General features: G+C 74.5%; 25 protein-coding genes. 17 read left to right on the top strand and 8 right to left on the bottom strand.

The features are described 5' to 3' along the window. Positions 1-4: 4 nt before the first annotated feature. Positions 5-1,297: a glycosyltransferase 87 family protein gene (locus M3185_RS08735; RefSeq protein WP_251333277.1), complete on the top strand. Its 1,293-nt coding sequence runs from the start codon at positions 5-7 to the stop codon at positions 1,295-1,297. Next, positions 1,290-2,516, top strand: coding sequence for an MFS transporter (locus tag M3185_RS08730; protein ID WP_251333276.1), 1,227 nt, complete (start codon positions 1,290-1,292; stop codon positions 2,514-2,516). The genes M3185_RS08735 and M3185_RS08730 overlap by 8 nt, the downstream gene beginning before the upstream one ends. 10 nt (positions 2,517-2,526) lie before the next feature. On the opposite strand, the gene M3185_RS08725 is transcribed toward M3185_RS08730, so the two are convergent. The 5 genes from M3185_RS08725 to M3185_RS08705 form a co-directional block, all read right to left on the bottom strand. Beyond that, on the bottom strand, positions 2,527-3,279 hold the full coding sequence (locus tag M3185_RS08725) for a PIG-L deacetylase family protein (RefSeq protein WP_251333275.1): 753 nt from the start codon (positions 3,277-3,279) through the stop codon (positions 2,527-2,529). Between the two features lie 9 nt (positions 3,280-3,288). After that, positions 3,289-3,891 (bottom strand): signal peptidase I, encoded by a 603-nt coding sequence (locus M3185_RS08720; RefSeq protein ID WP_251333274.1) that lies wholly within the window; start codon positions 3,889-3,891, stop codon positions 3,289-3,291. Positions 3,892-3,899: 8 nt separating this feature from the next. Next, positions 3,900-4,826: a hypothetical protein gene (locus M3185_RS08715; RefSeq protein ID WP_251333273.1), complete on the bottom strand. Its 927-nt coding sequence runs from the start codon at positions 4,824-4,826 to the stop codon at positions 3,900-3,902. A 14-nt stretch (positions 4,827-4,840) separates the two neighbouring features. Beyond that, entirely contained in the window at positions 4,841-5,419 is a 579-nt protein-coding gene (locus tag M3185_RS08710) for a hypothetical protein (protein ID WP_251333272.1), read from the bottom strand. A 101-nt stretch (positions 5,420-5,520) separates the two neighbouring features. After that, a complete protein-coding gene (locus M3185_RS08705; protein WP_251333271.1) occupies positions 5,521-6,117 on the bottom strand; it encodes an alternate-type signal peptide domain-containing protein in 597 nt (198 codons plus the stop codon). Positions 6,118-6,510: 393 nt separating this feature from the next. On the opposite strand from M3185_RS08705, the gene fdhD reads away from it, so the two are divergent. From fdhD to M3185_RS08685, 4 genes are all read left to right on the top strand, one after another. Beyond that, the gene (gene fdhD / locus M3185_RS08700) at positions 6,511-7,368 is read left to right on the top strand and encodes a formate dehydrogenase accessory sulfurtransferase FdhD (protein ID WP_251333270.1); all 858 of its coding nucleotides are present in this window, start codon (positions 6,511-6,513) and stop codon (positions 7,366-7,368) included. 182 nt (positions 7,369-7,550) lie between these two features. Then, the gene (locus M3185_RS08695; RefSeq protein WP_251333269.1) at positions 7,551-8,285 is read left to right on the top strand and encodes a glutamine amidotransferase; all 735 of its coding nucleotides are present in this window, start codon (positions 7,551-7,553) and stop codon (positions 8,283-8,285) included. A 97-nt stretch (positions 8,286-8,382) separates the two neighbouring features. Continuing rightward, entirely contained in the window at positions 8,383-9,501 is a 1,119-nt protein-coding gene (locus M3185_RS08690; RefSeq protein WP_251333268.1) for a CPBP family intramembrane glutamic endopeptidase, read from the top strand. Between the two features lie 9 nt (positions 9,502-9,510). Beyond that, a complete protein-coding gene (locus M3185_RS08685) occupies positions 9,511-10,848 on the top strand; it encodes a M18 family aminopeptidase (protein ID WP_251333267.1) in 1,338 nt (445 codons plus the stop codon). Positions 10,849-10,996: 148 nt separating this feature from the next. Here M3185_RS08685 and M3185_RS08680 read toward each other — a convergent pair whose 3' ends face one another. Beyond that, the gene (locus tag M3185_RS08680) at positions 10,997-12,448 is read right to left on the bottom strand and encodes a glyceraldehyde-3-phosphate dehydrogenase (protein ID WP_251333266.1); all 1,452 of its coding nucleotides are present in this window, start codon (positions 12,446-12,448) and stop codon (positions 10,997-10,999) included. A gap of 203 nt (positions 12,449-12,651) precedes the next feature. Here M3185_RS08680 and M3185_RS08675 point away from each other — a divergent pair, with 203 nt between their 5' ends. The 8 genes from M3185_RS08675 to M3185_RS08640 all read left to right on the top strand — a co-directional run bounded on the left by M3185_RS08675 (position 12,652) and on the right by M3185_RS08640 (position 20,328). Continuing rightward, complete coding sequence (locus tag M3185_RS08675) at positions 12,652-13,599, top strand: carbohydrate kinase family protein (RefSeq protein ID WP_251333265.1); 948 nt, start codon at positions 12,652-12,654, stop codon at positions 13,597-13,599. A 36-nt stretch (positions 13,600-13,635) separates the two neighbouring features. Continuing rightward, a complete protein-coding gene (locus M3185_RS08670; RefSeq protein ID WP_251333264.1) occupies positions 13,636-14,154 on the top strand; it encodes a YbhB/YbcL family Raf kinase inhibitor-like protein in 519 nt (172 codons plus the stop codon). A gap of 10 nt (positions 14,155-14,164) precedes the next feature. Beyond that, positions 14,165-15,040: an HAD family hydrolase gene (locus M3185_RS08665; protein ID WP_251333263.1), complete on the top strand. Its 876-nt coding sequence runs from the start codon at positions 14,165-14,167 to the stop codon at positions 15,038-15,040. A gap of 10 nt (positions 15,041-15,050) precedes the next feature. Further along, positions 15,051-15,875 carry a glycerophosphodiester phosphodiesterase family protein gene (locus tag M3185_RS08660; protein ID WP_251333262.1) on the top strand — a complete coding sequence of 275 codons (825 nt, stop codon included), beginning with the start codon at positions 15,051-15,053 and terminating at the stop codon, positions 15,873-15,875. 40 nt (positions 15,876-15,915) lie between these two features. Then, a complete protein-coding gene (locus M3185_RS08655) occupies positions 15,916-16,968 on the top strand; it encodes an enoyl-CoA hydratase/isomerase family protein (RefSeq protein ID WP_251333261.1) in 1,053 nt (350 codons plus the stop codon). A 147-nt stretch (positions 16,969-17,115) separates the two neighbouring features. After that, positions 17,116-18,477: a phosphoribosyltransferase gene (locus M3185_RS08650; protein WP_251333260.1), complete on the top strand. Its 1,362-nt coding sequence runs from the start codon at positions 17,116-17,118 to the stop codon at positions 18,475-18,477. Then, on the top strand, positions 18,474-19,811 hold the full coding sequence (locus tag M3185_RS08645) for an erythromycin esterase family protein (protein WP_251333259.1): 1,338 nt from the start codon (positions 18,474-18,476) through the stop codon (positions 19,809-19,811). Before M3185_RS08650 ends, M3185_RS08645 begins: the two co-directional genes overlap by 4 nt. A gap of 73 nt (positions 19,812-19,884) precedes the next feature. Next, the gene (locus tag M3185_RS08640; RefSeq protein ID WP_251333258.1) at positions 19,885-20,328 is read left to right on the top strand and encodes a universal stress protein; all 444 of its coding nucleotides are present in this window, start codon (positions 19,885-19,887) and stop codon (positions 20,326-20,328) included. A gap of 13 nt (positions 20,329-20,341) precedes the next feature. Here the strand turns inward: M3185_RS08640 and M3185_RS08635 are convergent, their stop codons facing one another. Continuing rightward, complete coding sequence (locus M3185_RS08635; protein ID WP_251333257.1) at positions 20,342-20,887, bottom strand: hypothetical protein; 546 nt, start codon at positions 20,885-20,887, stop codon at positions 20,342-20,344. Positions 20,888-21,181: 294 nt separating this feature from the next. Here M3185_RS08635 and M3185_RS08630 point away from each other — a divergent pair, with 294 nt between their 5' ends. The 3 genes from M3185_RS08630 (at position 21,182) to M3185_RS08620 (ending at position 22,626) form a co-directional block, all read left to right on the top strand. Then, positions 21,182-21,598, top strand: a complete 417-nt coding sequence (locus M3185_RS08630; protein ID WP_251333256.1) for an Hsp20/alpha crystallin family protein — start codon at positions 21,182-21,184, stop codon at positions 21,596-21,598. A gap of 85 nt (positions 21,599-21,683) precedes the next feature. Then, complete coding sequence (locus M3185_RS08625) at positions 21,684-22,115, top strand: universal stress protein (protein WP_251333255.1); 432 nt, start codon at positions 21,684-21,686, stop codon at positions 22,113-22,115. An 82-nt stretch (positions 22,116-22,197) separates the two neighbouring features. Then, a complete protein-coding gene (locus M3185_RS08620) occupies positions 22,198-22,626 on the top strand; it encodes a universal stress protein (RefSeq protein WP_251333254.1) in 429 nt (142 codons plus the stop codon). A 158-nt stretch (positions 22,627-22,784) separates the two neighbouring features. Here the strand turns inward: M3185_RS08620 and M3185_RS08615 are convergent, their stop codons facing one another. After that, the gene (locus tag M3185_RS08615) at positions 22,785-23,174 is read right to left on the bottom strand and encodes a hypothetical protein (RefSeq protein ID WP_251333253.1); all 390 of its coding nucleotides are present in this window, start codon (positions 23,172-23,174) and stop codon (positions 22,785-22,787) included. Positions 23,175-23,186: the final 12 nt, after the last annotated feature.

Here is a 23,186-nt window from a genome sequence, read left to right as displayed (position 1 = left end):
CCCGGTGACCGTTCCGTCCACGTCCGCACCGATCCGCGCCGGCCGCCCGGCGCGCGCCGCGGCGCCGGCCGCCCTCGCCTGGCTGCTCCTGGCCGCCGCGGTGGTCCGCTCCCTGTGGCTGGCCCTCGACGGTAGCATCGACCTCGACGTCTACCGGCTCGGCGGCATGGCCGTCGTGGACCGCCACGGCTTCGCCGACGAGCTCTACGGCCCCGGCCTGAGCCTGCACGACGACGGGGGCCTGCCGTTCACCTACCCGCCGTTCGCCGCCCTGCTGTTCGTCCCGCTCGCCTACCTGCCGGAGTGGCTGACCGAGCTCGCGCTGGTGCTCGCCACGATCGGGATCGCCGCCGTCCTGTCCCGGTCCCTGCTGCGCTACGCCGCCCAGCGGGGCCGGCCGCTGCCGCTACAGGCCCTGCTGGGCCCGGCGACCGCCGTCGCGGCGGGCACGGCGGTGCTGCTGTGGTCGGGGCCGTGGATGCGCAACGCCGGGCTCGGGCAGATCAACGCCCTCCTGCTGGCCCTCGTGGCCTACGACCTCCTGCGCACCCGCGACGACACCCTGCTGGGCCGGCTCCCGCGCGGGTTCTGGATCGGGCTGGCGGCCGGGATCAAGCTGACCCCGCTGGCGTTCGGGCTCGTGTTCCTCATGCGCAAGGAGCTCAGGCCGATCCTCACGATGGGCCTCACCTTCGCCGCGACCGTGCTGGTCGGGTTCCTGGCGCTGCCCCGGGACGCGGTCGTGTTCTGGACGGACGCCGTGGTCAGCGACGAGCGGGTCGGCAACACCGCGTACATCGACAACGTCTCGCTGCAGGGCGTGCTCCTGCACCTGGGCGTGCCCGCCGGGGCCGAGCCCGTGCTGCGCTGGGCGCTGATCCTGGCGATGGTCGTGGGCGTGGCGCTGCTGATCCGGGTGCTCGCGGCCCGCGGGATGACCCTGTCGATCGTGGCCGTCAACGCCCTCGTCATGATGTACATGTCCCCGGTGACGTGGTCCCACCACCACGTGTGGTGGCCGGTCGTCCTCACGGCGCTGTGGGTCGAGGCGTGGCCCGCGTTCCTCCGGGGCGGCGCGCGCACGGCCGCCCTCGTGCTCGGCGGGGTCACCGCCGTGGGCCTCTACGTGGGGCCCATCCGCTGGGACGCGTGGCTGGGTCCCGCGGGCGTGCCCGGGCCCGTGCTCGACGTCGTGGCGACCCTGCCCTACCTCGCCCTGTTCCTGCTCCTGGCGCTGTGGACCGTGGCCGGGCTGCGCTCCGGGGCCTCGGGGCCGCGCGCCGCGCGCCGTGGCTGAGCCGGTCCCGCCCGGTGGCTGGGAGGGCTACGAGCGGGGCAGCGCGGGCTACCGCCGCGTCCTGCTGGCGCTGCTGTGCGCCGGGGTGGCCACGTTCGCCCAGCTCTACTCCGTGCAGGGCGTGCTGCCCCTGATGGCGGCGGACCTGGGCCTGGACGCCGCGCAGGCGTCGCTGGGGGTCTCCGCCGCGACGCTCGGGCTGGCCGTGGCCGTCCTGCCGTGGTCGGTGGTCTCCGACCGCTGGGGCCGGCTGCGGACCATGGTCGTGGCCGTCGCCGCCGCCACGGTGCTGGGGCTGGCGATGCCGCTGGCCCCGGGCTTCGAGGCCGTCGTCGTCCTGCGCTTCGTGGAGGGCGCGGCCCTGGGCGGGATCCCCGCCGTCGCGATGGCCTACCTCGCGGAGGAGGTCGACAGCCGGCACTCCGCCGTCGCCGCCGGCACCTACGTGGCGGGCACGAGCCTGGGCGGGCTGGCCGGGCGCATCGTCGCCGCGCCCGTCGGCGACGCCCTCGGCTGGCGGACCGGGACCATCACCGTGAGCGTGCTCGCCGCGCTCGCCGCCGTGGGCTTCGTCCTCCTCGCCCCGCGCCAGCGCGGGTTCGTGCGCCAGAGCGTCCGGCTCACCGGACCGGGCGGGCTGCTCGGGCGGCTGCGCGCGAACCTCGCGGACGCCGGCCTGGTCGTGCTCTACCTGCAGGGGTTCCTGCTCATGGGCGGGTTCGTGGCGATCTACAACTACCTCGGCTTCCACCTCGGCGAGGAGCCGTTCGGGGTGTCCCAGACCGTGGTGAGCCTGCTGTTCCTCGCCTATCTCTCGGGTACCTGGTCCTCGGGGACGGCCGGGCGCGCCGCCGCCGCCCGGGGCCGGCGCGTGGTCCTGGCCGGCAGCGGCACGCTCATGCTCGCGGGCCTGCTCGGTACGCTCGTCCCGTCGATCCCCGTGGTGGTCGCGGGGCTGCTGCTGTTCACCGCCGGGTTCTTCGCGGCGCACGCCGTGGCCTCCGGGTGGGTGCCGGTGCGCTCGCGAACGGGCACGGCGCAGGCGTCCTCGCTCTACACCCTCTTCTACTACGCGGGGTCCTCGGTGCTCGGCTCGGCCGGCGGCGTCTTCTACACCCGCTCGGGCTGGGGCGGTGCGGTCGGGTTCGTGGCGGCGCTCGTCGTGGCCGCCGTCGTCCTGGCCCTGGTGGTCCTGCGGGAGCCGCGGCCCGCCTCCTGACCCGGCCGGGTCAGTCGTCGGTGCCGCCCCACCGCAGGGGCAGGACCTCGAAGGAGCTCGCGAGCTCGACCCCGGCCCGTTCGCCCACGGCGCGGGCGTTGCCCCGCAGGAAGGCGTCCGGGTCGAAGTCGGCCCACCCCAGGCCCTCCAGGTAGGCCTGGTGCGCGCGCAGGGAGGCCACGCCGGCGTCGAACGTGTCCGTGACGTCCACGGCGTGCCGGGAGCCCGGGGAGGCCGCGGCCCACACCGCGACCACCCCGGGCCACGGGGCCAAGCCGTCCACCAGCTGCTCCGGGTAGATCCACCGGTTGCCGGCGTCGCGCGCGGCGTCCAGGGTGGCGCGGCCCACCGCGATGTGGTCGGCCTGGTTCAGGTTCGTGGCGTCGTCCCAGGTGTCGCGGAAGTTGTTGGTGATCACCACATCGGGGCGCTGCCGGCGGACGACCTCGGCGATCCGCCGCCGCAGCGCCACGCCGTACTCCAGGACACCGTCCGGCAGGCGCAGGAACTCCACCCGGTCCACGCCCACGACCCGGCACGACTCCCGCTGCTCCTCCTCCCGCAGCGGGCCGGCGCGTTCCGGGTCCATCCCGTCGATCCCGGCCTCGCCGCTGGTGACGAGGCAGTAGACGACCTCCTTGCCCTGCCCCGTCCAGCGGGCCACGGCCGCGGCGGCGCCGAACTCCATGTCGTCCGGGTGGGCGACGACCACCAGGGCGCGGTTCCAGTTCTCGGGCAGGGGCTTGAGCGGTGTTCCGTCCATGGCCCGTGCTTATCGGGTAGCGGGGACGGTGTCAACGGGAGGGGCCGGTCCGGCGTTCTCGGCGGCGGGCCGTGACGTCCGGCGCGCACGGCCGTCGCGCAGCGCGCCCACCGCCTGCCACAGCGCGTAGCCGGACAGGGCCGCGGCTGCCAGCACGATCCCGCCCCGCTTCTGCTCCTGGTCCAGGAGGGTCGCGGCCCAGCCCGCGTACGGCACGTGGTACTTCACGAGGCCCCGCAGCTGCACGGCGGTGACCTCGCCCTCGTCCGGGTCGGCGTTGGCGTCCCCCTGGGTCGTGAAGGCCGGCTTCCCCTCGCCGTCGTAGGCGACCTGGACGATCCGGTGGGTGACCAGGGTCGCGTCGTCGGGCCGGGGCATGAAGGTCACGACGTCGCCCACGCCCAGCCGGGCGGCGTCGTCCTCGCCGTCCAGGGGTTCGACGACGACCTGGCTGCCGGTCGGGACGGTCGGTTCCATGGAGCCGGAGAGCACGGTCAGCGGCACCCACCCGGCCAGCAGCGGGACGACGACGATCGCGGCCAGCAGCGCGGAGACCGCGGTCAGCAGGGCGACGAGCAGGAGCCGGGCGGTCCGGCGGATCAGGGTGGTCATCGGTGCCCTCACTCGCACTGGACTTTGTTGCTGTTGCCGGGGACCTTGAACCCGCGGACCGGGGCGCTGTCGACGGAGGCGGACGACCCCGCCGGGAAGGCGCGGACCACCACGTCGTAGGACCGCGCGCCGGCAGCCGTCTTCGGGAACCTGTCCACCGTCAGCTGGACGCTGCGCGCGGCGGCCGGCAGGCCGACGACGGCGGGGGTCTCGGTGCCGTCCAGGGGCCGGATCCAGATCTCCCAGCGGTCCACGGCAGCGGTGCCGGTCCAGTCCCACTTCAGGCTCACCGCATCGCCGCTCGCGGTGCACGTGCCCGGGACCACCTTCCCCGTGACCTGCGCCGGCGGGGCGTCCACGACGTAGTCCATCGCCCAGGTGCGGCGATCGGCCCACGACCCGCCGCCGGCGGGAACGGCTTCCACGGTGGTCACCACCTGCAGCCGCTGTCCGTCCAGGGGGCGCAGCGCCTCCTCGGCGGCGGCGTTCGTCGACACCGCGAGGCAGATCCCGGTGGAGCCGCCGCGCCGGAGCGGGGCCGCGGGATCACCGACCGCCACCGGGCCCTGCCCTCCGGAGGTGGTGGCCCACCGTGCGGGGACGCCTGCCGTGGTGCAGCCCGTGCCCGTGCGGTACTCGAACGTCATGCCGCTCGGCGGGCTCATCGGCCTGCCCGAGCGGTCGAGCAGGGAGACCTGGACGGGCCGGTACCCGACGCCGAAGTCCGAGGTGTTCGTCAGCGTCGCCGTGGATCCCGCGGGGGCGACCCCGAGGCCGATCCGTCCCAGCGACATGGCCGGTGCGGCGGCGGCCTGCTGGTCCGCCCACTTGGCCTGCGTGGCGCCGCTGGGGGTCGCGAGCACGACCGCGGCCAGCACGGCGAGGACGCCGAGGACGAAGGCCATCGGCTCGCGGTGGGTGGGGGGCAGCCGCATGAGAACTCCTGGGGTCAGATCTGCGCGAGAGTGACGGTCGGGCGGGGCGTGCCCAGTGTGCCGCCGGCCTGCGGGCCGGGGACGTCGAGCGGAACGCGGTAGGTGACCGTGACGTCGTACGCCCCGCCGTGGGCGGGGGTGACCGACCAGGTGTTGGGCGCGACCGGGGCGCCGAGCTCCGGGGCGGCACGGACGGCCGTGGTGAGGGGGCTGCCGGCAGGAACTCCGGGGTCCACCACGAGGCTCGCCGCCAGGTTGGTGCCCTCGACATCGAGATGCGCGCGGGTCGTGACGGCGACGGTGTCGCCCGGAGCCAGGCCGGGCAGGCTCGGCAGGTGCGTGACGTCCACGGGCACGGTCTGCGTCCGGACCGTGCCGACGGCGTCGGGCGCCAGGTCGGTGTGCTCCAGCACGATCCGGGCCGGGTCGAGCCGCAGGTCGAGGACTCCGGTGGAGATGGCCTGCAGCTCGAGCGGTGCGTCGTCGGACCACCGTGCCGCGGTGCCGATACCGCTGCTGAGGAGGGTCACGGCCAGCACGGCCGCTGCGGCGGCGCGGAGGACCGGGAGCCGGGAGGAGGGACGGGGCGTCATGGGGGCCTCTGGGGGACGAGACGAGGAACGGGTGGGGAGGCCGTGGGGCGGGGCGTGGCACCGTCCCACGGCCTCGACGGGCTGGTCCCAGCCCGGCGCGGCTACTGCTGCGCGAGGACGAGCCTGGTGCCGGCCATCGCCTGGGTGACCCGCTCGCCGGCGCTGCCCGTGGTCTTCTGCGCGTCCCAGGTGAACTGGGCGACGGCCTCTACGGTGGTTCCGTCGTCGGCGTCGGTGATCGGGTACGAATCGTCGGCGGACTTGGTCTTGTCGTTGCGGCTCAGAGTGACGTCGTAGTCGACGTAGCCCGCCTCGTCGAGCTGCTTGATCTCCGCCTCGAGCGCGGCAGGGAGCTTCAGCTCGAGGCTGCCGTTGAGGGTGTCGCCCACCGCGGTGATCGTGGTCGAGGCGTGGAGCTGGATGGTGTCTCCGGGGACGATCCGGTAGGACCTCACGTCGATCGGCTTGCCCTGCCCGTCGGTCCAGGAGACCTTCGGGGCCGTCATGGACAGCTCGCCGGCCCGGACGATGTCGTCGGAGGCGATTGCGTGCTCCTCGGACCACTTGGCGAAGGTGCCCCCGCCGGCGGCGAGCAGTCCGACGGCGACGACGCCGGCCAGGACGGCCTTGCCGGCGCGGCGGTTCTTGCCGGCCTCCGGGCCGGACGGGGACAGGGGGTTCTGCGGTGCAGTGCTCATGGGGGTGCCTTTGCGAGAGAGCGGTGAGGGAGGACTGCGCGGGATCAGTGCGCAGGTCGTGCCGGGCGTTCCGTGCGGTGTCCGCGTGAGCGCCGGGAGCGACGGCCCCTGATCGAGGGGGCCGGCGGTCCCGGTGCGACGACCGCGCTGCAGCGCGCGGAGCCGCGGACCGGCGGTGAGTCGCCGGAGGGAATCGTCCGGCAGCTCTGCCGGCGTCATCCCTTGACACGTCAACACTAGACGAAAGTCTATGAAAATGAACAGTGTTGGACTGTCCCCACTTCACCCGACGTTACTGATGGGTAATTACCGTGTTTCGGCCGTCCTCTGCGCGCGGGCCTAGGATTCCGGGAAGGGTCCGTGCCCCGTGCGGACCCGGACCGGAGGACCACCATGACCCGAGCATCCCAGCGCCGCCGCGTGCACCGGTACACCGCCGACGGCACCGCCGCGGGCCGCGCGGACACCCTGGCGGGGGAGGAGCCCCTCGAGATCCGGCTCAACGGCAGCCCGTTCACGGTCACCATGCGCACGCCCGGCAACGACTTCGACCTCGTGGCCGGGTTCCTCGTCTCCGAGGGCGTGGTGCGCTCCATGGCGGAGATCTCCCAGATGGACTACCGCTCCGGCATCGGCCCGGACGGCCAGCGCACCTACAACGTGGTCGAGGTGCGGCTCGCACCGGGAGTCGCCCTGCCGGACACCTCCATGGAGCGGCACGTCTACACGTCGTCGTCGTGCGGTGTCTGCGGTACGGCCTCGATCGAGGCGGTCACCAAGGTCTCCTCCCACGACCCCGCCGCCGACCCCGCCCGCCTGCCCGTCCCCGCCCTGCTCGCCCTGCCCGACCGGCTGCGCACCGGGCAGAAACTGTTCTCCAGCACCGGCGGCGTCCACGCCGCCGGCCTCTTCCGCTTTCCCGACGACGCCGCCGTGGCCGGTCCTGCCGCGCCCGAGCTGCTGTGCGTGCGCGAGGACGTCGGCCGGCACAACGCCGTGGACAAGGTCGTGGGCTGGGCGCTGCGCGCGGGGCTGCTGCCCCTGCGCTCGACCGTGCTCCAGGTCTCGGGGCGGGCCTCGTTCGAGCTGGTCCAGAAGGCGTACATGGCGGGCGTCCCGGCGCTCGCGGCCGTCTCGGCGCCCTCGGCGCTGGCCGTGGACCTCGCCGACCAGGCGGGCGTCACCCTGCTCGGCTTCAGCCGGGGCAGCTCGTTCAACGCGTACGCGCACCGGGAGCGCATCACCCCCTGATCCCCTGCCGAGCCCCCAGCCCATCCTGCCGGGCCCCCACGGTGCCTGCGATTCCCCACGGTCCATCGTGGGGAATCGCAGGCACCGTGGGGGCCCGGCGCAACTGAGCCCGGCGGTGTGGGGGCTCGGCACCTCGTCAGAGGTGGCAGGGGAGGACCTCGGCGCTGAATAGGATGGACGCCATGAAACCGTTCCTGCTGCTCGCCACCCGTGCCGAGGACGACGTCGCGGACGAGGAGTACGAGACCGTCCTCCGCTTCAGCGGCCTGCGGGAGGGCCGGCTGCACCGGGTCCGGCTGGAGTCCGGGCCCATGCCCCCCGTCGACCTCGAGCGCTACTCCGGCGTCATCATCGGCGGCTCCCCCTTCAACTCCTCGGACCCGCCCGAGCTGAAGTCCGAGGTGCAGCGGCGGGCCGAGGCCGAGATGCGGGAGCTGCTCGACGAGGTCGTCGCCCGCGACTTCCCCTTCCTCGGCGCCTGCTACGGGGTCGGGACGCTCGGCACCCACCAGGGCGGGGTCGTCGACCGTGCCCACGGCGAGGACATCGGCGTCATCGAGGTGACCCTCACCGAGGAGGGGCGGCGGGACCCGCTGCTGCGAGAGCTGCCGCCCGTCTTCCACGGCTTCGTGGGGCACAAGGAGGGCACGCGCACGCTCGCGCCCTCGGCGGTGCTGCTCGCCAGCGGCACCGGCTGCCCCGTGCAGATGTTCCGGGTCAAGCAGAACCTCTACGCCACCCAGTTCCACCCCGAGCTCGACGCCCCGGCGCTGCTGAACCGGATCGAGGCCTACAAGGACCACGGCTACTTCCCGGCGGAGGACGCCGAGCACGTCAAGGACCGGATCCGCTCGGGCCCGCCCGTGACCGAGCCGGAGAAGATCCTCGCCGCGTTCGTCGACCGCTACGCCCGCTGAGCCCGGCACCGGAGACGCACGGGCCCTGCCCGGGCACGGAGCCGGTCCACGGGTCCGATTCCTGCCGGGAAGCCGCCGGGGCGGCTAGCGTGGAGCCATGACCCTGCGCACCGCCCCCTGGGGCCCGGTGTCCGACGACGGCGACCACCGCCGCCGCGACGCCGGCCCCCGACTCCTGCCCTTCCACCGGCTCGGCCACGCCGACCCCGAGCACCGGTGGTGGAAACCGCTCGTGGAGCTCGTCGTCTTCGGTGCCGTCTACCTGCTGGTGACCGTCGTGTTCGGCGTCGTCTGGGCCGTGGGCGTGATGAGCACCCGCGGCCAGGACGCCCTGGACGACCTCTTCGCCGACCCCCTGGCGCTGGACGTCATGGACCCGGCGGTCTTCTTCATGATGTTCTTCTCGATCGTCCTGATGATCCCCGCGATCCTCCTCGCCCGCCTCGTCATGGGCCCCCGTCCGGTGGGCCTGCTGCTGTCGGTGACCGGGCGGCTGCGCTGGGCCTTCCTGGCGCGCACGCTCGCCGTGGCCCTGACCATCTACGTGATCGGCTACGGCGCCGTCAGCCTGTTCGAGCTGCTGGTGCTGGGGGAGCTCTCCGCCCCGCAGCCGGTCGAGGGCTTCGGGTTGATCCTTGCCATGGTCGTGCTCGTGGTCCCGCTGCAGTGCGCGGCGGAGGAGCTGGTCTTCCGCGGCTACCTCCTCCAGACCGTGGGCCGGTGGGTGCGGCGGCCCGTGTTCGCCGTCCTGCTGCCGGTGCCGCTGTTCACGTTCGCGCACTTCTACGACGTCTGGGGGCTGCTCTCCGTGGCCGTCATGGCCGTGGTCGCCGGCTGGCTCAGCTGGCGCACCGGCGGGCTCGAGGCCGCCATCGGCCTGCACGTGGCCAACAACGTCGTCGTCACCCTCCTCGCCGCCGTCGGCTGGGCGGACCCGAACGCCACGGAGTCCTCCTGGGTGGCGGCGGCCCTCACCGTGGTCTTCGACGTCGTCTACGCCGTCCTGGTGGTCCGCCTCGCCCGGAAGCACGGCGTCGCGGTGACCCGGACGGTGCCCGCGCCGCTCCCGCCGCTGACCGGCGGCTGGGGTCCCGTGCCCGCCGCGCCGGTCCCTCCCGGCGCCTGGATGTGCCCCGGCCCGCCCGCGTGCCCCGGGCACTGGGCGGGGCCCGGGCACCCCTCCGCGCCGCAGCCCGCGCCGGAGCGCCTTCCGTAGACTGACCGCATGGATCCCAGCGCCCGCACCCCCGCCCCCGACCCGCTGACCGTCGTGGAGGACCTCGGCCGCTACGTGCTGGACTCGCCGAGCTCCTTCCACGCCGCCCACGCCGCCGCCGCGCGGCTGGACAGCGCCGGGTTCGAGCGGCTCGACGAGGCGGCGGACTGGTCCGGGCCCGGGACCCCGGGCGTGCGCGGACGGCGCTACGTGGTCCGGGACGGGGCGATCATCGCCTGGGCCACGCCCGCGGACCTCCCGCCCGCGGCGGGCTTCCGGATCCTCGGCGCGCACACCGACTCGCCGAGCTTCAAGCTCAAGCCCCGCCCCACCACGACCACCCACACGTGGCACCAGGCCGCGGTCGAGGTCTACGGCGGGCCCCTGCTGAACTCCTGGCTCGACCGGGAGCTGCGGATGGCCGGGCGGCTCGTCCTGCGCGGCGACGACGGCGCGCCGGTCGAGCACCTGACCGCCACCGGCCCCGTGGCCCGGATCCCGCAGCTGGCCGTCCACCTGGACCGGGAGGCCAACAAGGGCCTCGCCCTCGACCGGCAGCAGCACGTCCAGCCGGTCTGGGGCGTCGGGGCGGCCCAGGACGCGGACGTCCTGGCGCTGCTCGCCGAGCACGCCGCCGACGGGCCCGTGGACCCGGCGCGGATCCTCGGCTACGACGTCGTGCTGGCCGACTCGCAGCCTCCCGCGGTCTTCGGCAAGGACGGGGCGCTGTTCGCCTCGGGGCGGCTGGACAACCTGTCCTCCGTCCACGCCGGGCTCGGCGCCCTGGTCCGGGAGGCGGAGGCGGTCGAGGCCGGGCCGCACGTCGCGGTGCTCGCCGCGTTCGACCACGAGGAGATCGGCTCCGGCACCCGCTCCGGGGCGGCCGGGCCGTTCCTCGAGGACGTGCTCGCGCGCGTCGACGCGGCCCTCGGGCGCACGGACGCCGAGCACCGGCGCGCGCTCGCGGCCTCGGTGTGCCTGTCCGCGGACGCCGGTCACCTCGTGCACCCCAACTACCAGGGCCACCACGACCCCGTGAACACGCCCGAGCCCGGAGCGGGCCCGCTGCTGAAGATCAACGCCGACCAGCGCTACGCCACGGATGCGGTGGGCGCCGGGATCTGGGCCGAGGCGTGCGCGCGCGCCGGCGTCCCCTACCAGGAGTTCGTCTCCAACAACCGGGTGCCGTGCGGCTCGACGATCGGGCCCATCACGGCCGCCCGGCTGGGCATCCGCACGGTCGACGTCGGGATCGGGCTGCTGTCGATGCACTCCGCCCGGGAGCTGTGCCACGTGGACGACGTCGCCGCGCTCGGCGCCGTCGCCGGGGCCTTCTTCACCGGCTGACACCGCCCGGCGGCACCGGCGGAGACCTACCGGCGGCACCGGCGGGGACCGCCGCCCGGGGGCTGCCCCGGCCCCGGCCCGGGACACGCCGAGGGGCCGCCTCCCCACGGGAGACGGCCCCTGGGCGCCGGGAGCCCTCAGGCGCCGGTCAGCTGGACAGTGCCCCCGCCGGGACCCGCTCGGCGGGGAACTGCGGCATGGCGATGTCCGCCATCCGGGCGAGCACGCGCACGACCTGGCAGGAGTAGCCGAACTCGTTGTCGTACCAGACGTAGAGCACCAGCGAGCTGCCGCTGACGATCGTGGCCAGGCCGTCCACCACGCCGGCGCGGCGGGAGCCCACGAAGTCGGTGGAGACGACCTCCGGGGAGTCGGTGTAGTCGATCTGCTTGCGCAGGGACGAGTTCAGCGAGACGTCCCGCAGGTACTGGTTCACCGCGTCCTTGGACTCCGGGGCCTGCTCGAGCTGCAGGTTGAGGATGGCCATGGACACGTCCGGGGTGGGCACGCGGATGGCGTTGCCGGTGAGCTTGCCGGCCATCTCCGGCAGCGCCTTGGCCACGGCCTTGGCGGCGCCGGTCTCGGTGATGACCATGTTCAGGGCGGCGGAGCGGCCGCGGCGGTCGCCCTTGTGCCAGTTGTCGATGAGGTTCTGGTCGTTGGTGTAGGAGTGCACCGTCTCGACGTGGCCCTGCTTGATGCCGTACTTGTCGTTGAGCACCTTCACGACCGGGGTGATCGCGTTGGTGGTGCAGGACGCGGCGGAGAGGATGGTGTCCTGCGGGTCGATGACGTGGTCGTTGACGCCGCACACGATGTTCTTCAGGTCGCCCTTGCCCGGGGCCGTGAGCAGGACCTTGGCGGCGCCCTTGGCCTGCAGGTGCTTGGACAGCCCGGCCTCGTCGCGCCACACGCCGGTGTTGTCCACGACGATCGCGTTGTCGATGCCGTAGGCGGTGTAGTCGATCTCCGCGGGGTCGTTCGCGTAGATGAACTGGATCGCCACCCCGTTGGCCGTGATGACGTTGTTCTCCTCGTCCACGGTGATCGTGCCGTCGAACTTCCCGTGCACGGAGTCGCGGCGCAGCAGGGAGGCCCGCTTGACGAGGTCGTTGCCGGGCTTCTTGCGCACGACGACGGCGCGCAGGTTCAGGCCGGTGCCGTCGTTGCGGTTGACCAGGATGCGGGCGAGCAGGCGCCCGATGCGCCCGAAGCCGTACAGCACCACGTCCTGGGTCTCCGGGAAGTTCTGCTCCTTGCGGCCCACGACCGGGGCCAGCTCCTCGCGCAGGAACGCGTCGAGGTCCTGGTCGGAGGCCTGGGCGAGCCGGTTCAGCTTGCCGAGGTCGACGGAGCAGGTGCCGAGGTCCAGCGCCGACAGCGCCTCGAGGAGCCGAGTGGTGTCCTCCAGCGGGAGCTCGGCGCCGTCGATCCGGCGGGCGAAGCGGTGCGCCTTGATGATCTGGGTGACGGACTTGTGGACCAGGGACCGGCCGTAGACGGTGGGGACCACCTTGTTCTCGCGGTGCAGCCGGCCCACCAGGGGAACCACGGCCTCGGCGAGCGCCTCGCGCTCGGACCAGCTCTCGGGAGTGCTCAAGGATGACTCTCTTCCTCGGCCGGGGACGTCGTCGTGCCCGGCCGTGTCGTGCCGCGCCTCGTTGCGCGGTCGGGGACGCATGCGCCGCTGCGGCTCACACAGGTTGCCGTCGTCCATTCTAGGCGTACGGGGGGACCGGTCACGGGCCCCGTTACGCCCCGCCGACACGGTCCGGGCCGGGGGCCGGGTGCTACCGTGAGGGAATGCTGACGGTGATCGGTGAGGCTCTCGTTGACGTGGTCTCCAAGCAGGGCCAGGAACCCCGCGCGCACGCCGGGGGGAGCCCCATGAACGTGGCGGTCGGCCTCGCCCGACTGGGCCACGCGGTGCAGTTCCTCGGCCGCTACGGCGAGGACCCCTACGGCGCCCAGGTCGAGGCCCACCTGCGGGACAACGGCGTGCTCCTGCCCTTCGACCCCGACACCCGTCCCACGTCCGTGGCCGAGGCCGTCATCGGCGACGACGGCGCCGCGACCTACGACTTCCAGCTCGACTGGTCCCTGGACCTCTCCGACGAGCAGCTGGCCGAGCTGCTCGCGGAGACCGAGCTGCTGCACGTCGGGTCGATCGGCGCGATGCTGGAGCCCGGTGCCTCGAGGGTGCGGCACGCCGTCGAGCTCGCCCACCGCACCGCCCTGGTCTCCTACGACCCCAACTGCCGGCCGTCCATCATCCCGGACTCCTCCGCGGCCCGGGCCCGCGCCGAGCAGCTCGTCGCCCTCGCCGACGTCGTGAAGGCCTCCGACGAGGACCTCCTGTGGCTCTACCCCAACCGCAGCATCGAGGAGACGGCCGCCGCGTGGCTGAGGGCCGGCGCCGGCATCGTCCTCGTCACCCGCGGCGCGCTGGGGCCCTGGGCCCGCACCCGGGCCACCGGCCCGCGCGGGGCGGAGGTCCCCGCCGCCCGCGCCGTGGTGGTCGACACCGTGGGCGCCGGCGACTCCTTCATGGCCGCGACGCTCGGCTGGCTCGCCGACCACGGCTACACCGGCGCGCGGGCGAGGGAGCACATCGACGACCTCGACCGGGAGCAGGTCACGGACCTGCTCCGCTACGCCGCCGCCGCGGCCGGCGTCACGGTCTCCCGGGCCGGCGCGGACCTGCCCCGCAGGGACGAGCTGCCCCGCAGGGACGAGCTGCCCTCGTCCTGATCCCGCACCCACGGACCCCCACGGAAGGAGAGCCCCGTGCTCGACCGCGAACCGTACGCCGACCTCCCCGACCTGCCGGGCTTCACCCTCACCTCGGAGGACGTCGTCGACGGCGAACCGCTGGGCCGGGGCCAGTGCTCCGGCATCATGGGTGCCGGCGGCCTGGACGTCTCCCCGCAGCTGAGCTGGTCCGGCGCCCCCGAGGGCACCCGCAGCTACGTGGTCACCATGTTCGACCCGGACGCGCCCACCCCCAGCGGCTTCTGGCACTGGTGCCTGTCCAACATCCCCGCGGACGTGACGTCCCTCGAGCGGGGCGCGGCGTCGAACCCGCCGGCGGGCGCGGTGAAGCACCGCAACGACGCCGGCACCGACGAGTTCGTCGGGGCGGCCCCGCCCCCCGGGCACGGCGCGCACCGCTACATCGTGTGCGTGACGGCCGTGGGCGAGGAGCGGGTGGACGTCGACGAGACCGCCAGCCCCGCCGCCGTGAACTTCCAGCTCTTCAGCCACGGCATCGCCCGCGCCTGCCTGACCGCCACCTACGAGAGGTGACCCTGCGTCCGTGAGCCCGACCCTGGAGGTCCCCGGGGACGGGGCCCCGATCCGGTTGATCGCCAGCGACCTCGACGGCACCGTCCTGGGGCACGACTTCCGCTTCCGCCCCCGCACGGTCGACGCGATCCGCGCCGCCCAGGACAGCGGGATCCACGTGGTGTTCGTGACGGGCCGGCCCATGCGCTGGCTCGACCCGCTGCGCGAGCAGCTCGGCCACGAGGGCGTGGTGATCTGCTCGAACGGTGCAGTCGTCTACGACCTGACGGCCGACCTCGTGGTGGAGTCCAGCCTGTTCCCGGCCCGGGACGCGTTCGCGATCATGGAGGAGGTCGCCGCCCGCCACCCGGGGACGCTGTTCGCCGCCGAGACCCTGGGGGGCGTCTACACCGATCACGGCTGGGCCCGCAGCGACCGGATGGAGATCGGCGCCCCGCGGGTGGGTCCCCTGCGCGAGCGCGTCCCGGCGGAGTCGGGGCTCGTGAAGTTCCTGGCCAAGCTGGACTCCGCCGACCCCCACGAGTACTTCCGGGCGCTGGCGGAGCTCGTGGGCGGGCGGTTGTCCGTGACCCACTCGGTCGCCGCCCCGCTGGTGGAGATGGGCCAGAAGGGGCTGACCAAGGCCCGGACTTTAGCTCAGTACGCCGCCGAGCGCGGCATCGGCCCGCACGAGGTGATGGCCTTCGGCGACATGCCCAACGACCTGGAGATGCTCACCTGGGCCCGCCACGGCTACGCCATGGCGGACGGCCACCCCGCCGTGGTGCAGGCGGTGGGGCGCACCGCCCCGCCGTTCCCCCAGGACGGCGTGGCGCAGGTCATCGAGGCCCTGCTGCGCCGCCGACCCCGGGCGTCACGCGCGGGACAAACCGGTACCACTGGGTAACAATGGCTCCGTGACCACATCCGCGCACCGGCCGGCGTCCCCGGCGGCCCTCGCCCACCGCGGCTTCTCCCGGGAGGGGGCCGAGAACACCCTCGACGCCTTCCGGGCGGCCCGCGACCTCGGCTACGAGTGGATCGAGACGGACGTCAACACCACGAGCGACGGCGTGGTCCTGTGCTTCCACGACGGGACGCTCGACCGGGTCACCGGCACCACGGGCTCGGTCTCCGCCATGACCTGGGAGCGGATCAGCTGCGAACGGGTCGCGGGGGTGTGCGGGATCCCGCGGCTGGGCGACCTGCTCACGCAGTTCCCGGAGCTGAAGTTCAACATCGACGTCAAGGACGAGGCCTCGGTGGCCGCGCTGCCGCGGCTGCTGCACGAGCTGGGCGCCACGGACCGCGTCCGCGTCACCTCCTTCTCCGAGAGCCGCCGCCGGCGCACGCTGCGCCGACTGCGCGAGCTCACGGGGGAGCCGGTGCCCACGTCCTCCGGCAAGGAGGGCATGCGGCTGCTGCTGGCCTGCTCGTGGCTGGGCGGGCCCAGCTGGCGGATCGCCCGGCGGCTCGCCGCCCGGTGGATCGAGCCGTTCGACACCGTCCAGATCCCCCGGCGCCACCGGGTGCGCGGCGGGGCGGAGCTCGAGCTGGTGACCCCGCGCTTCCTGGACTTCGCCCACCGCCACGGCATCGCCGTGCACGTGTGGACGGTCAACGAGACCGCGGAGATGGCGGAGCTGCTGGAGCTCGGCGTCGACGGGATCGTCACCGACCGCGCCGACCTCCTCGCCGGGCTCCTCGAGCAGCGGGGCCAGTGGCCGCCGCCGCGCGTGTGACCCATGACATGCCGCCGGTCCCCGTGGCAGGGTGGGAGCCATGACGGACACCGCCACCTACCCGACCGACACTGACCAGTACGTCCTCGCCGAGGTCCGTGGCGGCACCGGGCACATCGTGCTCAACCGCCCGCGGCAGCTCAACGCGCTGACCGCGCAGATGTACCACGACATGAAGGCCGCCCTGGACGCGTGGAAGGACGACCCCGGCGTCGAGCACGTGCTGGTCACGTCCGCCTCGCCCCGGGCCTGGTGCGCCGGCGGTGACATCCGCCAGGTCCGCGGCGCCGTCCTCGGCGGGCAGGTCGAGGAGGCGGGGCGGATCTTCGCCGTCGAGTACGCCCTCGACTGCCTGATCGCCGACTACCCGAAGCCGTACGTGGCGCTGATGAACGGCATCTGCATGGGCGGCGGCATGGGCATCTCCGTGCACGGGTCCCACCGGGTGGTGGGGCCCTCCACGGTGATGGCGATGCCCGAGACGAAGATCGGCTTCTTCCCCGACATCGGCGCCTCCTGGTTCCTCCCGCGCGTCTCCCGCCCCGGCCGCCGCGGGGAGCCCGGCCTCGCCGTGGGCCGCTACCTCGCCCTCGGCGGTCAGCGCTTCGGCGGCGCCGACGCCGTGGCGCTCGGCCTGGCCGACCACTTCGTGGCGGACGAGGACTTCGGGGCGCTCGCCGACGCCGTGGTCGAGGAGGGACCGGAGGCGGCCCTGGCCCGCTTCGCGCGCGAGCCCGAGCCGTCCCCGCTCGTCGACAGGTGGGAGCTGATCGAGGAGCGCTACGGGGCCGGGACCCTGGAGGAGATCGTCGCGGCGGCCCCCGAGGACGTCGCGGGGATGAGCCCGTCCTCGCTCGTGCGCACCTTCGAGCTGCTCGAGCGCGGCGCCGCCGACGGCAGCGTGCGTTCCTGCCTGGAGCGGGAGCTGCGGCTGGCCGTCGACACCATCGCGCGCCCCGACTTCGCCGAGGGCGTGCGCGCCGTGCTCGTGGACAAGGACGGCGCCCCCGTCTGGGAGCACCCCTCCGTCGCCGACGTCGACGTCGCCGCCGTCCGGGCCGTGCTCGACGAGAAGCTGCCGCTGCCCCTCTGACCCGCCGGGTGCGGCAGGCCGGGCGCCGCCGCGCGGTCGGCGGCCGTCACCTGCTCCCCGGGTCTTCCGCCGCCCCGCGCGCCTGCCTACCCTGGAGATCACCGCAGGCGGGCGCGCGGCCCGGCGCGCCGGAGAGGTGATGGGGCCATGACGATCTACGAGGACCGTGCCGACGCCGGCCGGCAGCTGGCCCGGCGGCTGCTGCCGTGGCGCGGCCAGGACGTGGTGGTGCTGGGGCTGCCGCGCGGCGGGGTGCCCGTGGCCCACGTGGTGGCGGAGGCCCTCGACGCCCCCCTGGACGTCATCGTGGTCCGCAAGCTGGGGGTGCCCGCCCAGCCCGAGCTCGCCATGGGCGCCATCGGCGAGGAGGGCGCCCGGGTGCTCGACGAGCGCACCCTGCAGTACTTCGGGGTGACGGACGCGCAGCTGGAGCGGATCGAGGAGCGCGAGCGGGCGGTGCTCGAGGCCCGCACGGCCAGGTTCCGCGAGGGCCGGGAACGGATCGACCTCACGGGCCGGACCGCCCTGATCGTCGACGACGGGATCGCCACCGGCTCCACGGCACGCGTGGCCTGCCGGATCGCCCGCCAGCTCGGCGCCGCCCGCGTGGTCCTCGCGGTGCCGGTCGCCTCCGAGGACGCCCTGGCCCGGATCGTCGAGGCCGACGAGATCGTCTGCCTCGCGACGCCGCGGTCCTTCACGGCCGTCGGCCACCACTACCGGGACTTCTCCGCGACGCAGGACGAGGACGTGGTGGCGCTGCTCGACTCCGCCCTCCGGCGGCACCAGCCGCAGCTGCCGCCTCCCGGCCATCCGTCCCCGGACCCGGTGGACACCGCGTACCCCGTCGACGCCGACGTGCGCCTCCCCGCCGACGGGACGGAGCTCGAGGCGCACCTGCACCTGCCGGCGCCGGGCGCGGGCGTGGTGGTCTTCGCCCACGGCAGCGGCAGCAGCCGGCACAGCCCCCGCAACCAGCACGTGGCCTCCGTCCTGCAGCGGGCCGGGCTCGGCACCCTGCTGCTGGACCTGCTCACGCCGCAGGAGGAGGGGGACCGCGCCAACGTCTTCGCCGTCGAGCTGCTGGCCCGCCGCCTGGTGGCGGCCACGGAATGGCTGCGCCGGCAGCCCGGCTCGGCGGACTCGCCCGTCGGCTACTTCGGGGCCAGCACCGGCGCCGGCGCGGCCCTGTGGGCCGCGGCCGAGCCCGGGTCACCGGTCGCGGCGGTCGTCTCCCGCGGCGGGCGCCCGGACCTCGCCGGCTCGCGGCTGGGCGCGGTCCGCGCCCCGACGCTGCTGATCGTCGGGGGCGAGGACCACGAGGTGCTCGGGCTCAACCGCCGGGCGCAGGAGGCGATGCGCTGCCCGGCCCGGCTGGAGGTGGTGGCGGGGGCCACGCACCTGTTCGAGGAGCCCGGCACCCTCGACCGGGCCGCGCAGCTGGCGCGCGACTGGTTCACCGAGCACCTCTCGGCGGCCCGCGAGCGCCGCGCGGGAGCGTCCCGGTGAGCCCTCTCGGGCGCTCCGCGGCCCGGGACGCCGCCCGGGCCGCGGAGGTCCTCGCGCAGATCCGCTCCCTCGCCGCTCCCCTCGGGGGCGCGGCGGACCTCGACCGGCTCGTGGAGCACGCGGCCGGGGCGCGGTTCGTGTGCATCGGGGAGGCCTCCCACGGCACCCACGAGTACTACCGGTGGCGGGCGGTGCTCAGCCGCCGCCTGATCGAGGAGCACGGCTTCACCTGGATCGGGGTGGAGGGGGACTGGCCCGACTGCTGGCGGCTCAACCGGTGGGTGCGCGGCCAGGACGACCAGCACCTCGACGCCCGCGGCGTGCTGGCCGGCTTCGAGCGCTGGCCCACCTGGATGTGGGCCAACGAGGAGGTCGCCGAGTTCCTGGACTGGCTGCGGGAGCACAACGCGGAGCGGCCCGAGCCGGAGCGGGTCGGCCTCTACGGCCTGGACGTCTACTCGCTGTGGGACTCCCTGCGCGAGATCATCGGCTGGCTCGAGGCCAACGCCCCGGACGCCCTGCCCGCGGCCCGGCAGGCGTGGCAGTGCTTCACCCCTTACCGCGAGGACCCGCACGAGTACGCCTGGAGCACCCGGATCGTGCCGCAGAGCTGCGAGGCCGACGTCGTGGCCCTGCTCGCCGAGGTGCGCCGGCGCACCCTCGACCGGGCCGGGGAGGACCCGGACGCCTTCGACGCCGCGCTCAACGCCATGGTCGCCGCCGACGCCGAGCGCTACTACCGCACCATGGTGGGCGGGGACCGGCGGTCCTGGAACGTGCGCGACACGCACATGGCCGACGTCGTGGACCTGCTCGCCGCCCACCACGGGCCCGGGTCCAAGGGCTTGGTCTGGGAGCACAACACCCACATCGGCGACGCGAGGGCCACGGACATGGTCGAGGACGGGCTGGTCAACGTCGGCCAGCTGCTGCGGGAGCGGCACGCCGCCGACGGGGTGGTGCTCGTGGGCTTCGCCTCGTACGCCGGCACGGTGATCGCCGCCGGGGCCTGGGGGGACCCGGAGGAGGTCATGGAGGTCCCCGCGGCCCGTCCCGGCTCCCACGAGGACCTGCTGCACCAGGCGCTGGGGGAGCCGGCCGCGCTGGTGTTCGGCCCGGACCGGTCCGGGCCGTGGCTGTCCGGGCGCTACGGGCACCGGGCGATCGGGGTGGTCTACCACCCGTGGCGCGAGGCCGGCAACTACGTCCCCACCCGGATGGGAGGGCGCTACGACGCGCTGCTGTGGTTCCAGGACACCGCCGCGCTGCGGCCCCTGCACCACGAGCAGCCGCCGGAGGAACCGGAGTTCGAGACCGAGCCCACCGGCTTCTAGGACGGCGGCGCGCCACGGGCGGCCGCCGCCAGGTCCCGCCGGTGAGCGCCGGCACGAGCGGAGGAGCACGACCATGAGCACATCACCGGAGCGGATTCTCGTGGGCGTCGACGGGTCCGCGTGGTCCCGCACGGCCCTGCGGGAGGGGGCGCGGATCGCCACCGCCCTGGAGGCTCCCCTCGAGGCGGTGACGTGCTGGGACGTCGCCCCCGTCTATGCCGGGTACGGCACGTACGACAGCGAGTTCTTCCGCGCGCAGGCGCAGCGCGTCCTCGACGGCGCGGTGGCCGACGTCTTCGGCGACGACCCACCGGCAGGGCTGACCCGGACGCTCCTGCGCGGGCACCCCCGGGAGCAGCTGGTCGAGGCCAGCCGGGGCGCCCAGATGCTCGTGGTCGGCCGCCGCGGCACCGGCGGCTTCGGCGCCCTGCTGCTGGGCTCCGTCAGCTCCGCGTGCCTGGTGCACGCGCACTGCCCCGTGCTGGTGGTGCGCGAGGACGTGCCCGTGCGCGTGTGAGCCCCCCGGCGGCTCAGACCTCGGTCGTCTCCCGGCGCGGGGCGTCCGCGGCCGGGGGCCGCGGGGGACCGCCGCGCTTCTGGAAGAAGCGCCGGTAGCCCACCAGGAGCACCACGGCCAGGCCCACCGAGACGGCGGCGAACGTCGTGGCGGTCTCCTGCGACGCGAAGCTGCGCCCGATCGCGTACAGGAGCGTGAACAGGCCGCCGAGCATGATGCCGTTGGTCAGCACCCGGTTGCGCCTCTCGACGAGCAGGCTGAGCACGAGCAGCAGCACGGCACCGGCCAGGGAGGCGATGCTGACGTTGCGGTGGTAGTCGCTCTGCTCGTCCTGCCACTGCTCCATCTGCCGGTTGTACTCCCGCTCCACCTGCTGCTGCTCCTCCGTGAGCCGACCGCCCTCCGCGAGCGGCCCGCCCCCGCCGTACTCCATCTCCACGGGGTACTCCGGCATCTCGGGGCCCGGGTAGAACGTCTGGATGCCGAGGCCCACGAACAGGGCGAGCAGGGCCCCCAGGAAGAAGGTGTAGACGATCTTCATCACCTTGTTGTCATCCACGACCGAGCACCCCGTCCACGACGTCCCCGGCGCCCGGAGCCGGCGGCGACGGCGCCCCGGGGGTGCCTCGATTATCGTCCCGTCGCGACGGCGGATCCAGGACCTGAGCGGGGCCGGGCGGGCCGTGCGCGTCATGTGCCCGCCAGCTGGCCACAGGCCCTGGCACGACCGCGGCGGCGGTCTTACGCTGGATGCGCCCAGGCAGGAAGCAGTGCCGCCCCCGCCGGGCAGGACCGGCCGGCCGGACCCGGCCGCCGCGCCGGGGGAGCGGCGTGAACGGGAAGGAGCCAGGCCATGGCCGGACTGATGCGCAGGGAGGGGTTCGAGATGCTCGAGCCGTTCCGCCGACTCCTCGAGGGGGAGACGGACGTGTCGTGGCCCCGGGTGGAGGAGTACCGGGACGGGAACACGGTGGTGATCCGGGCGGAGCTGCCCGGCATCGACCCCGACAAGGACGTCGAGCTCACGGTCGCCGACGACATGCTCCACCTGCGGGCCGAGCGGCGGGAGCGGACCGAGCACAAGGACAAGGGCAGCTACCGCTCCGAGTTCCGCTACGGGTCCTTCGTCCGCACCCTGGCCCTCCCCGCGGGGTGCAGGGACGAGGACATCAGCGCGGCCTACAACGACGGCGTCCTGGAGGTCCGCGTCCCGGTCGTCGAGCAGACCGAGCCGCCCGCCACCCGCAGGATCCAGGTGACCCGCGGCTGAACCACACCACGGGGCGTTCCGGCCGGAGCGCATCGTGACGACAGGCGGGCCGGGACGCGGCCCGCCCCGAGCAAGGGGGATCAGCATGAGCGAGGTTCCGGCGGAGGGCCGCATCATCGTGGGGGTCGACGGGTCCGAGTCGTCCAAGGAGGCCCTGCGCACGGGCGCCCGCCTCGCCCAGGCCCTGGGCGCGCCCCTCGAGGCGGTCCTGTGCTGGGAGGACCCGATCCTCTACGAGAGCTACCGCGTCGTGGAGCCGGAGGAGTTCCGCGCGAGCAGCGAGCAGCTGCTCGCGCGCACGATCACGGAGGTCTTCGGCGAGGACCGGCCCGCCGGGCTGACCACGCGCCTGCTGCGGGGCCAGGCAGCCGCCCGGCTCATCGAGGAGAGCGAGGGCGCGCAGCTGCTCGTGGTCGGGCGGCGCGGCACGGGCGGGGTGCTCGGGATGATCCTGGGCTCCGTCAGCTCGGCGCTGGTCTCCCACGCGCGGTGCTCGGTGCTCGTCGTGCGCCACTGACCGCGGCCGGACGGGGCCGCGGGCCGAGCTGCCAGCGGCGGGCCTGCCGGCCCGCCGGACGTCGCAACGAGGAGGTTCTGTCATGAGTGCACCGTCGGATCAGCGGATCCTCGTGGGGGTCGACGGCTCGGAGTCCTCGGTCGAGGCCCTCCGGCTGGGCGCGCGCCTCGCACGGGGCCTCGGCGCCCCGCTCGAGGCCCTGGCGTGCGCGGGGGACGCGACTGTGCTGGACGCCGAGCTGCTCGTCGACGACGAGGCGCTGGTCGCCGGCCACGAGCAGATCCTCGCCCGGGCGGTCGCCGCGGCGTTCGGCGACGACGTCCCCGAGGGCCTGACCACCACGGTGACGCGCGGCCGCCCGGCGGGGCGGCTGATCACCGAGAGCGAGCACGCCCAGCTGCTGGTGCTGGGCCGGCACGGCCGCTCGGGCGTGCTGGGGGCGCGGCTGGGCTCGGTGTCCAACGCGTGCGTCGCCTACGCCCACTGCCCCGTGCTCGTCGTGCGGCGCTGAAGCTGCTCCGGGCGGTGCCGGGGCACGCGTCCATGCACCCGGCCTCGGCCCAGCGCTCCCCGCTGGGGACCTCCGGGGCGGCCCGGTGCGCCATGGGCGCGCCGTGGATGCCGGTCGTGAGCCCTCCTCGCTTCGGCGGGACCTGTCCGGGCCCCGGCTCAGCCGGCGAGCCGGTTCCCGGGCAGGGGCCGCAGCGGCACGGCCGGCCGCACGCCGGCACGCCCGCGGGTCCCCGTCCACGCGGCCAGGCGGGTCACCGTGCCGTGCTCCGGCAGCTCGGCGGGCACCACGAACTCCACCGGGGGCGTGCCGCGCACGGCGTCCTCGTGCTCCGTGGAGCGGCGCAGCCGGTCCACGGCGGAGTCCTCCACGTGGTGGGCGGCGGTGACGTCGACGACCACCACCATCCCGGGGACCACGGTCCGGGCGCGGCGGATCAGCGGGCACAGGGCCCGGTGGCTGAGCTCCGTGAGGCACCCGGCGACGGCCAGGCGGACGTGCCTGCCGTCGAGGTCCACGTGGACGAGGACGGAGAGCTTGTGGTGCATGGTTCCCCCTGC

Origin of the sequence: Kocuria rosea (assembly GCF_023715525.1) — a bacterium.
Lineage (GTDB): Bacteria > Actinomycetota > Actinomycetes > Actinomycetales > Micrococcaceae > Kocuria > Kocuria rosea_A.
This window is presented reverse-complemented; position numbering and strand designations above follow the sequence as displayed.

Coding starts and splice junctions, on each gene's coding strand:
- M3185_RS08690 (WP_251333268.1), top strand. CDS start 8,383: ATGACCCTGCGCACCGCCCCCTGGGGCCCGGTGTCCGACGACGGCGAC.
- M3185_RS08725 (WP_251333275.1), bottom strand. CDS start 3,279: ATGGACGGAACACCGCTCAAGCCCCTGCCCGAGAACTGGAACCGCGCC.
- M3185_RS08625 (WP_251333255.1), top strand. CDS start 21,684: ATGAGCGAGGTTCCGGCGGAGGGCCGCATCATCGTGGGGGTCGACGGG.
- M3185_RS08615 (WP_251333253.1), bottom strand. CDS start 23,174: ATGCACCACAAGCTCTCCGTCCTCGTCCACGTGGACCTCGACGGCAGG.
- M3185_RS08715 (WP_251333273.1), bottom strand. CDS start 4,826: ATGCGGCTGCCCCCCACCCACCGCGAGCCGATGGCCTTCGTCCTCGGC.
- M3185_RS08685 (WP_251333267.1), top strand. CDS start 9,511: ATGGATCCCAGCGCCCGCACCCCCGCCCCCGACCCGCTGACCGTCGTG.
- M3185_RS08655 (WP_251333261.1), top strand. CDS start 15,916: ATGACGGACACCGCCACCTACCCGACCGACACTGACCAGTACGTCCTC.
- M3185_RS08620 (WP_251333254.1), top strand. CDS start 22,198: ATGAGTGCACCGTCGGATCAGCGGATCCTCGTGGGGGTCGACGGCTCG.
- M3185_RS08650 (WP_251333260.1), top strand. CDS start 17,116: ATGACGATCTACGAGGACCGTGCCGACGCCGGCCGGCAGCTGGCCCGG.
- M3185_RS08705 (WP_251333271.1), bottom strand. CDS start 6,117: ATGAGCACTGCACCGCAGAACCCCCTGTCCCCGTCCGGCCCGGAGGCC.
- M3185_RS08710 (WP_251333272.1), bottom strand. CDS start 5,419: ATGACGCCCCGTCCCTCCTCCCGGCTCCCGGTCCTCCGCGCCGCCGCA.
- M3185_RS08675 (WP_251333265.1), top strand. CDS start 12,652: ATGCTGACGGTGATCGGTGAGGCTCTCGTTGACGTGGTCTCCAAGCAG.
- M3185_RS08695 (WP_251333269.1), top strand. CDS start 7,551: ATGAAACCGTTCCTGCTGCTCGCCACCCGTGCCGAGGACGACGTCGCG.
- M3185_RS08630 (WP_251333256.1), top strand. CDS start 21,182: ATGGCCGGACTGATGCGCAGGGAGGGGTTCGAGATGCTCGAGCCGTTC.
- M3185_RS08720 (WP_251333274.1), bottom strand. CDS start 3,891: ATGACCACCCTGATCCGCCGGACCGCCCGGCTCCTGCTCGTCGCCCTG.
- fdhD (WP_251333270.1), top strand. CDS start 6,511: ATGACCCGAGCATCCCAGCGCCGCCGCGTGCACCGGTACACCGCCGAC.
- M3185_RS08640 (WP_251333258.1), top strand. CDS start 19,885: ATGAGCACATCACCGGAGCGGATTCTCGTGGGCGTCGACGGGTCCGCG.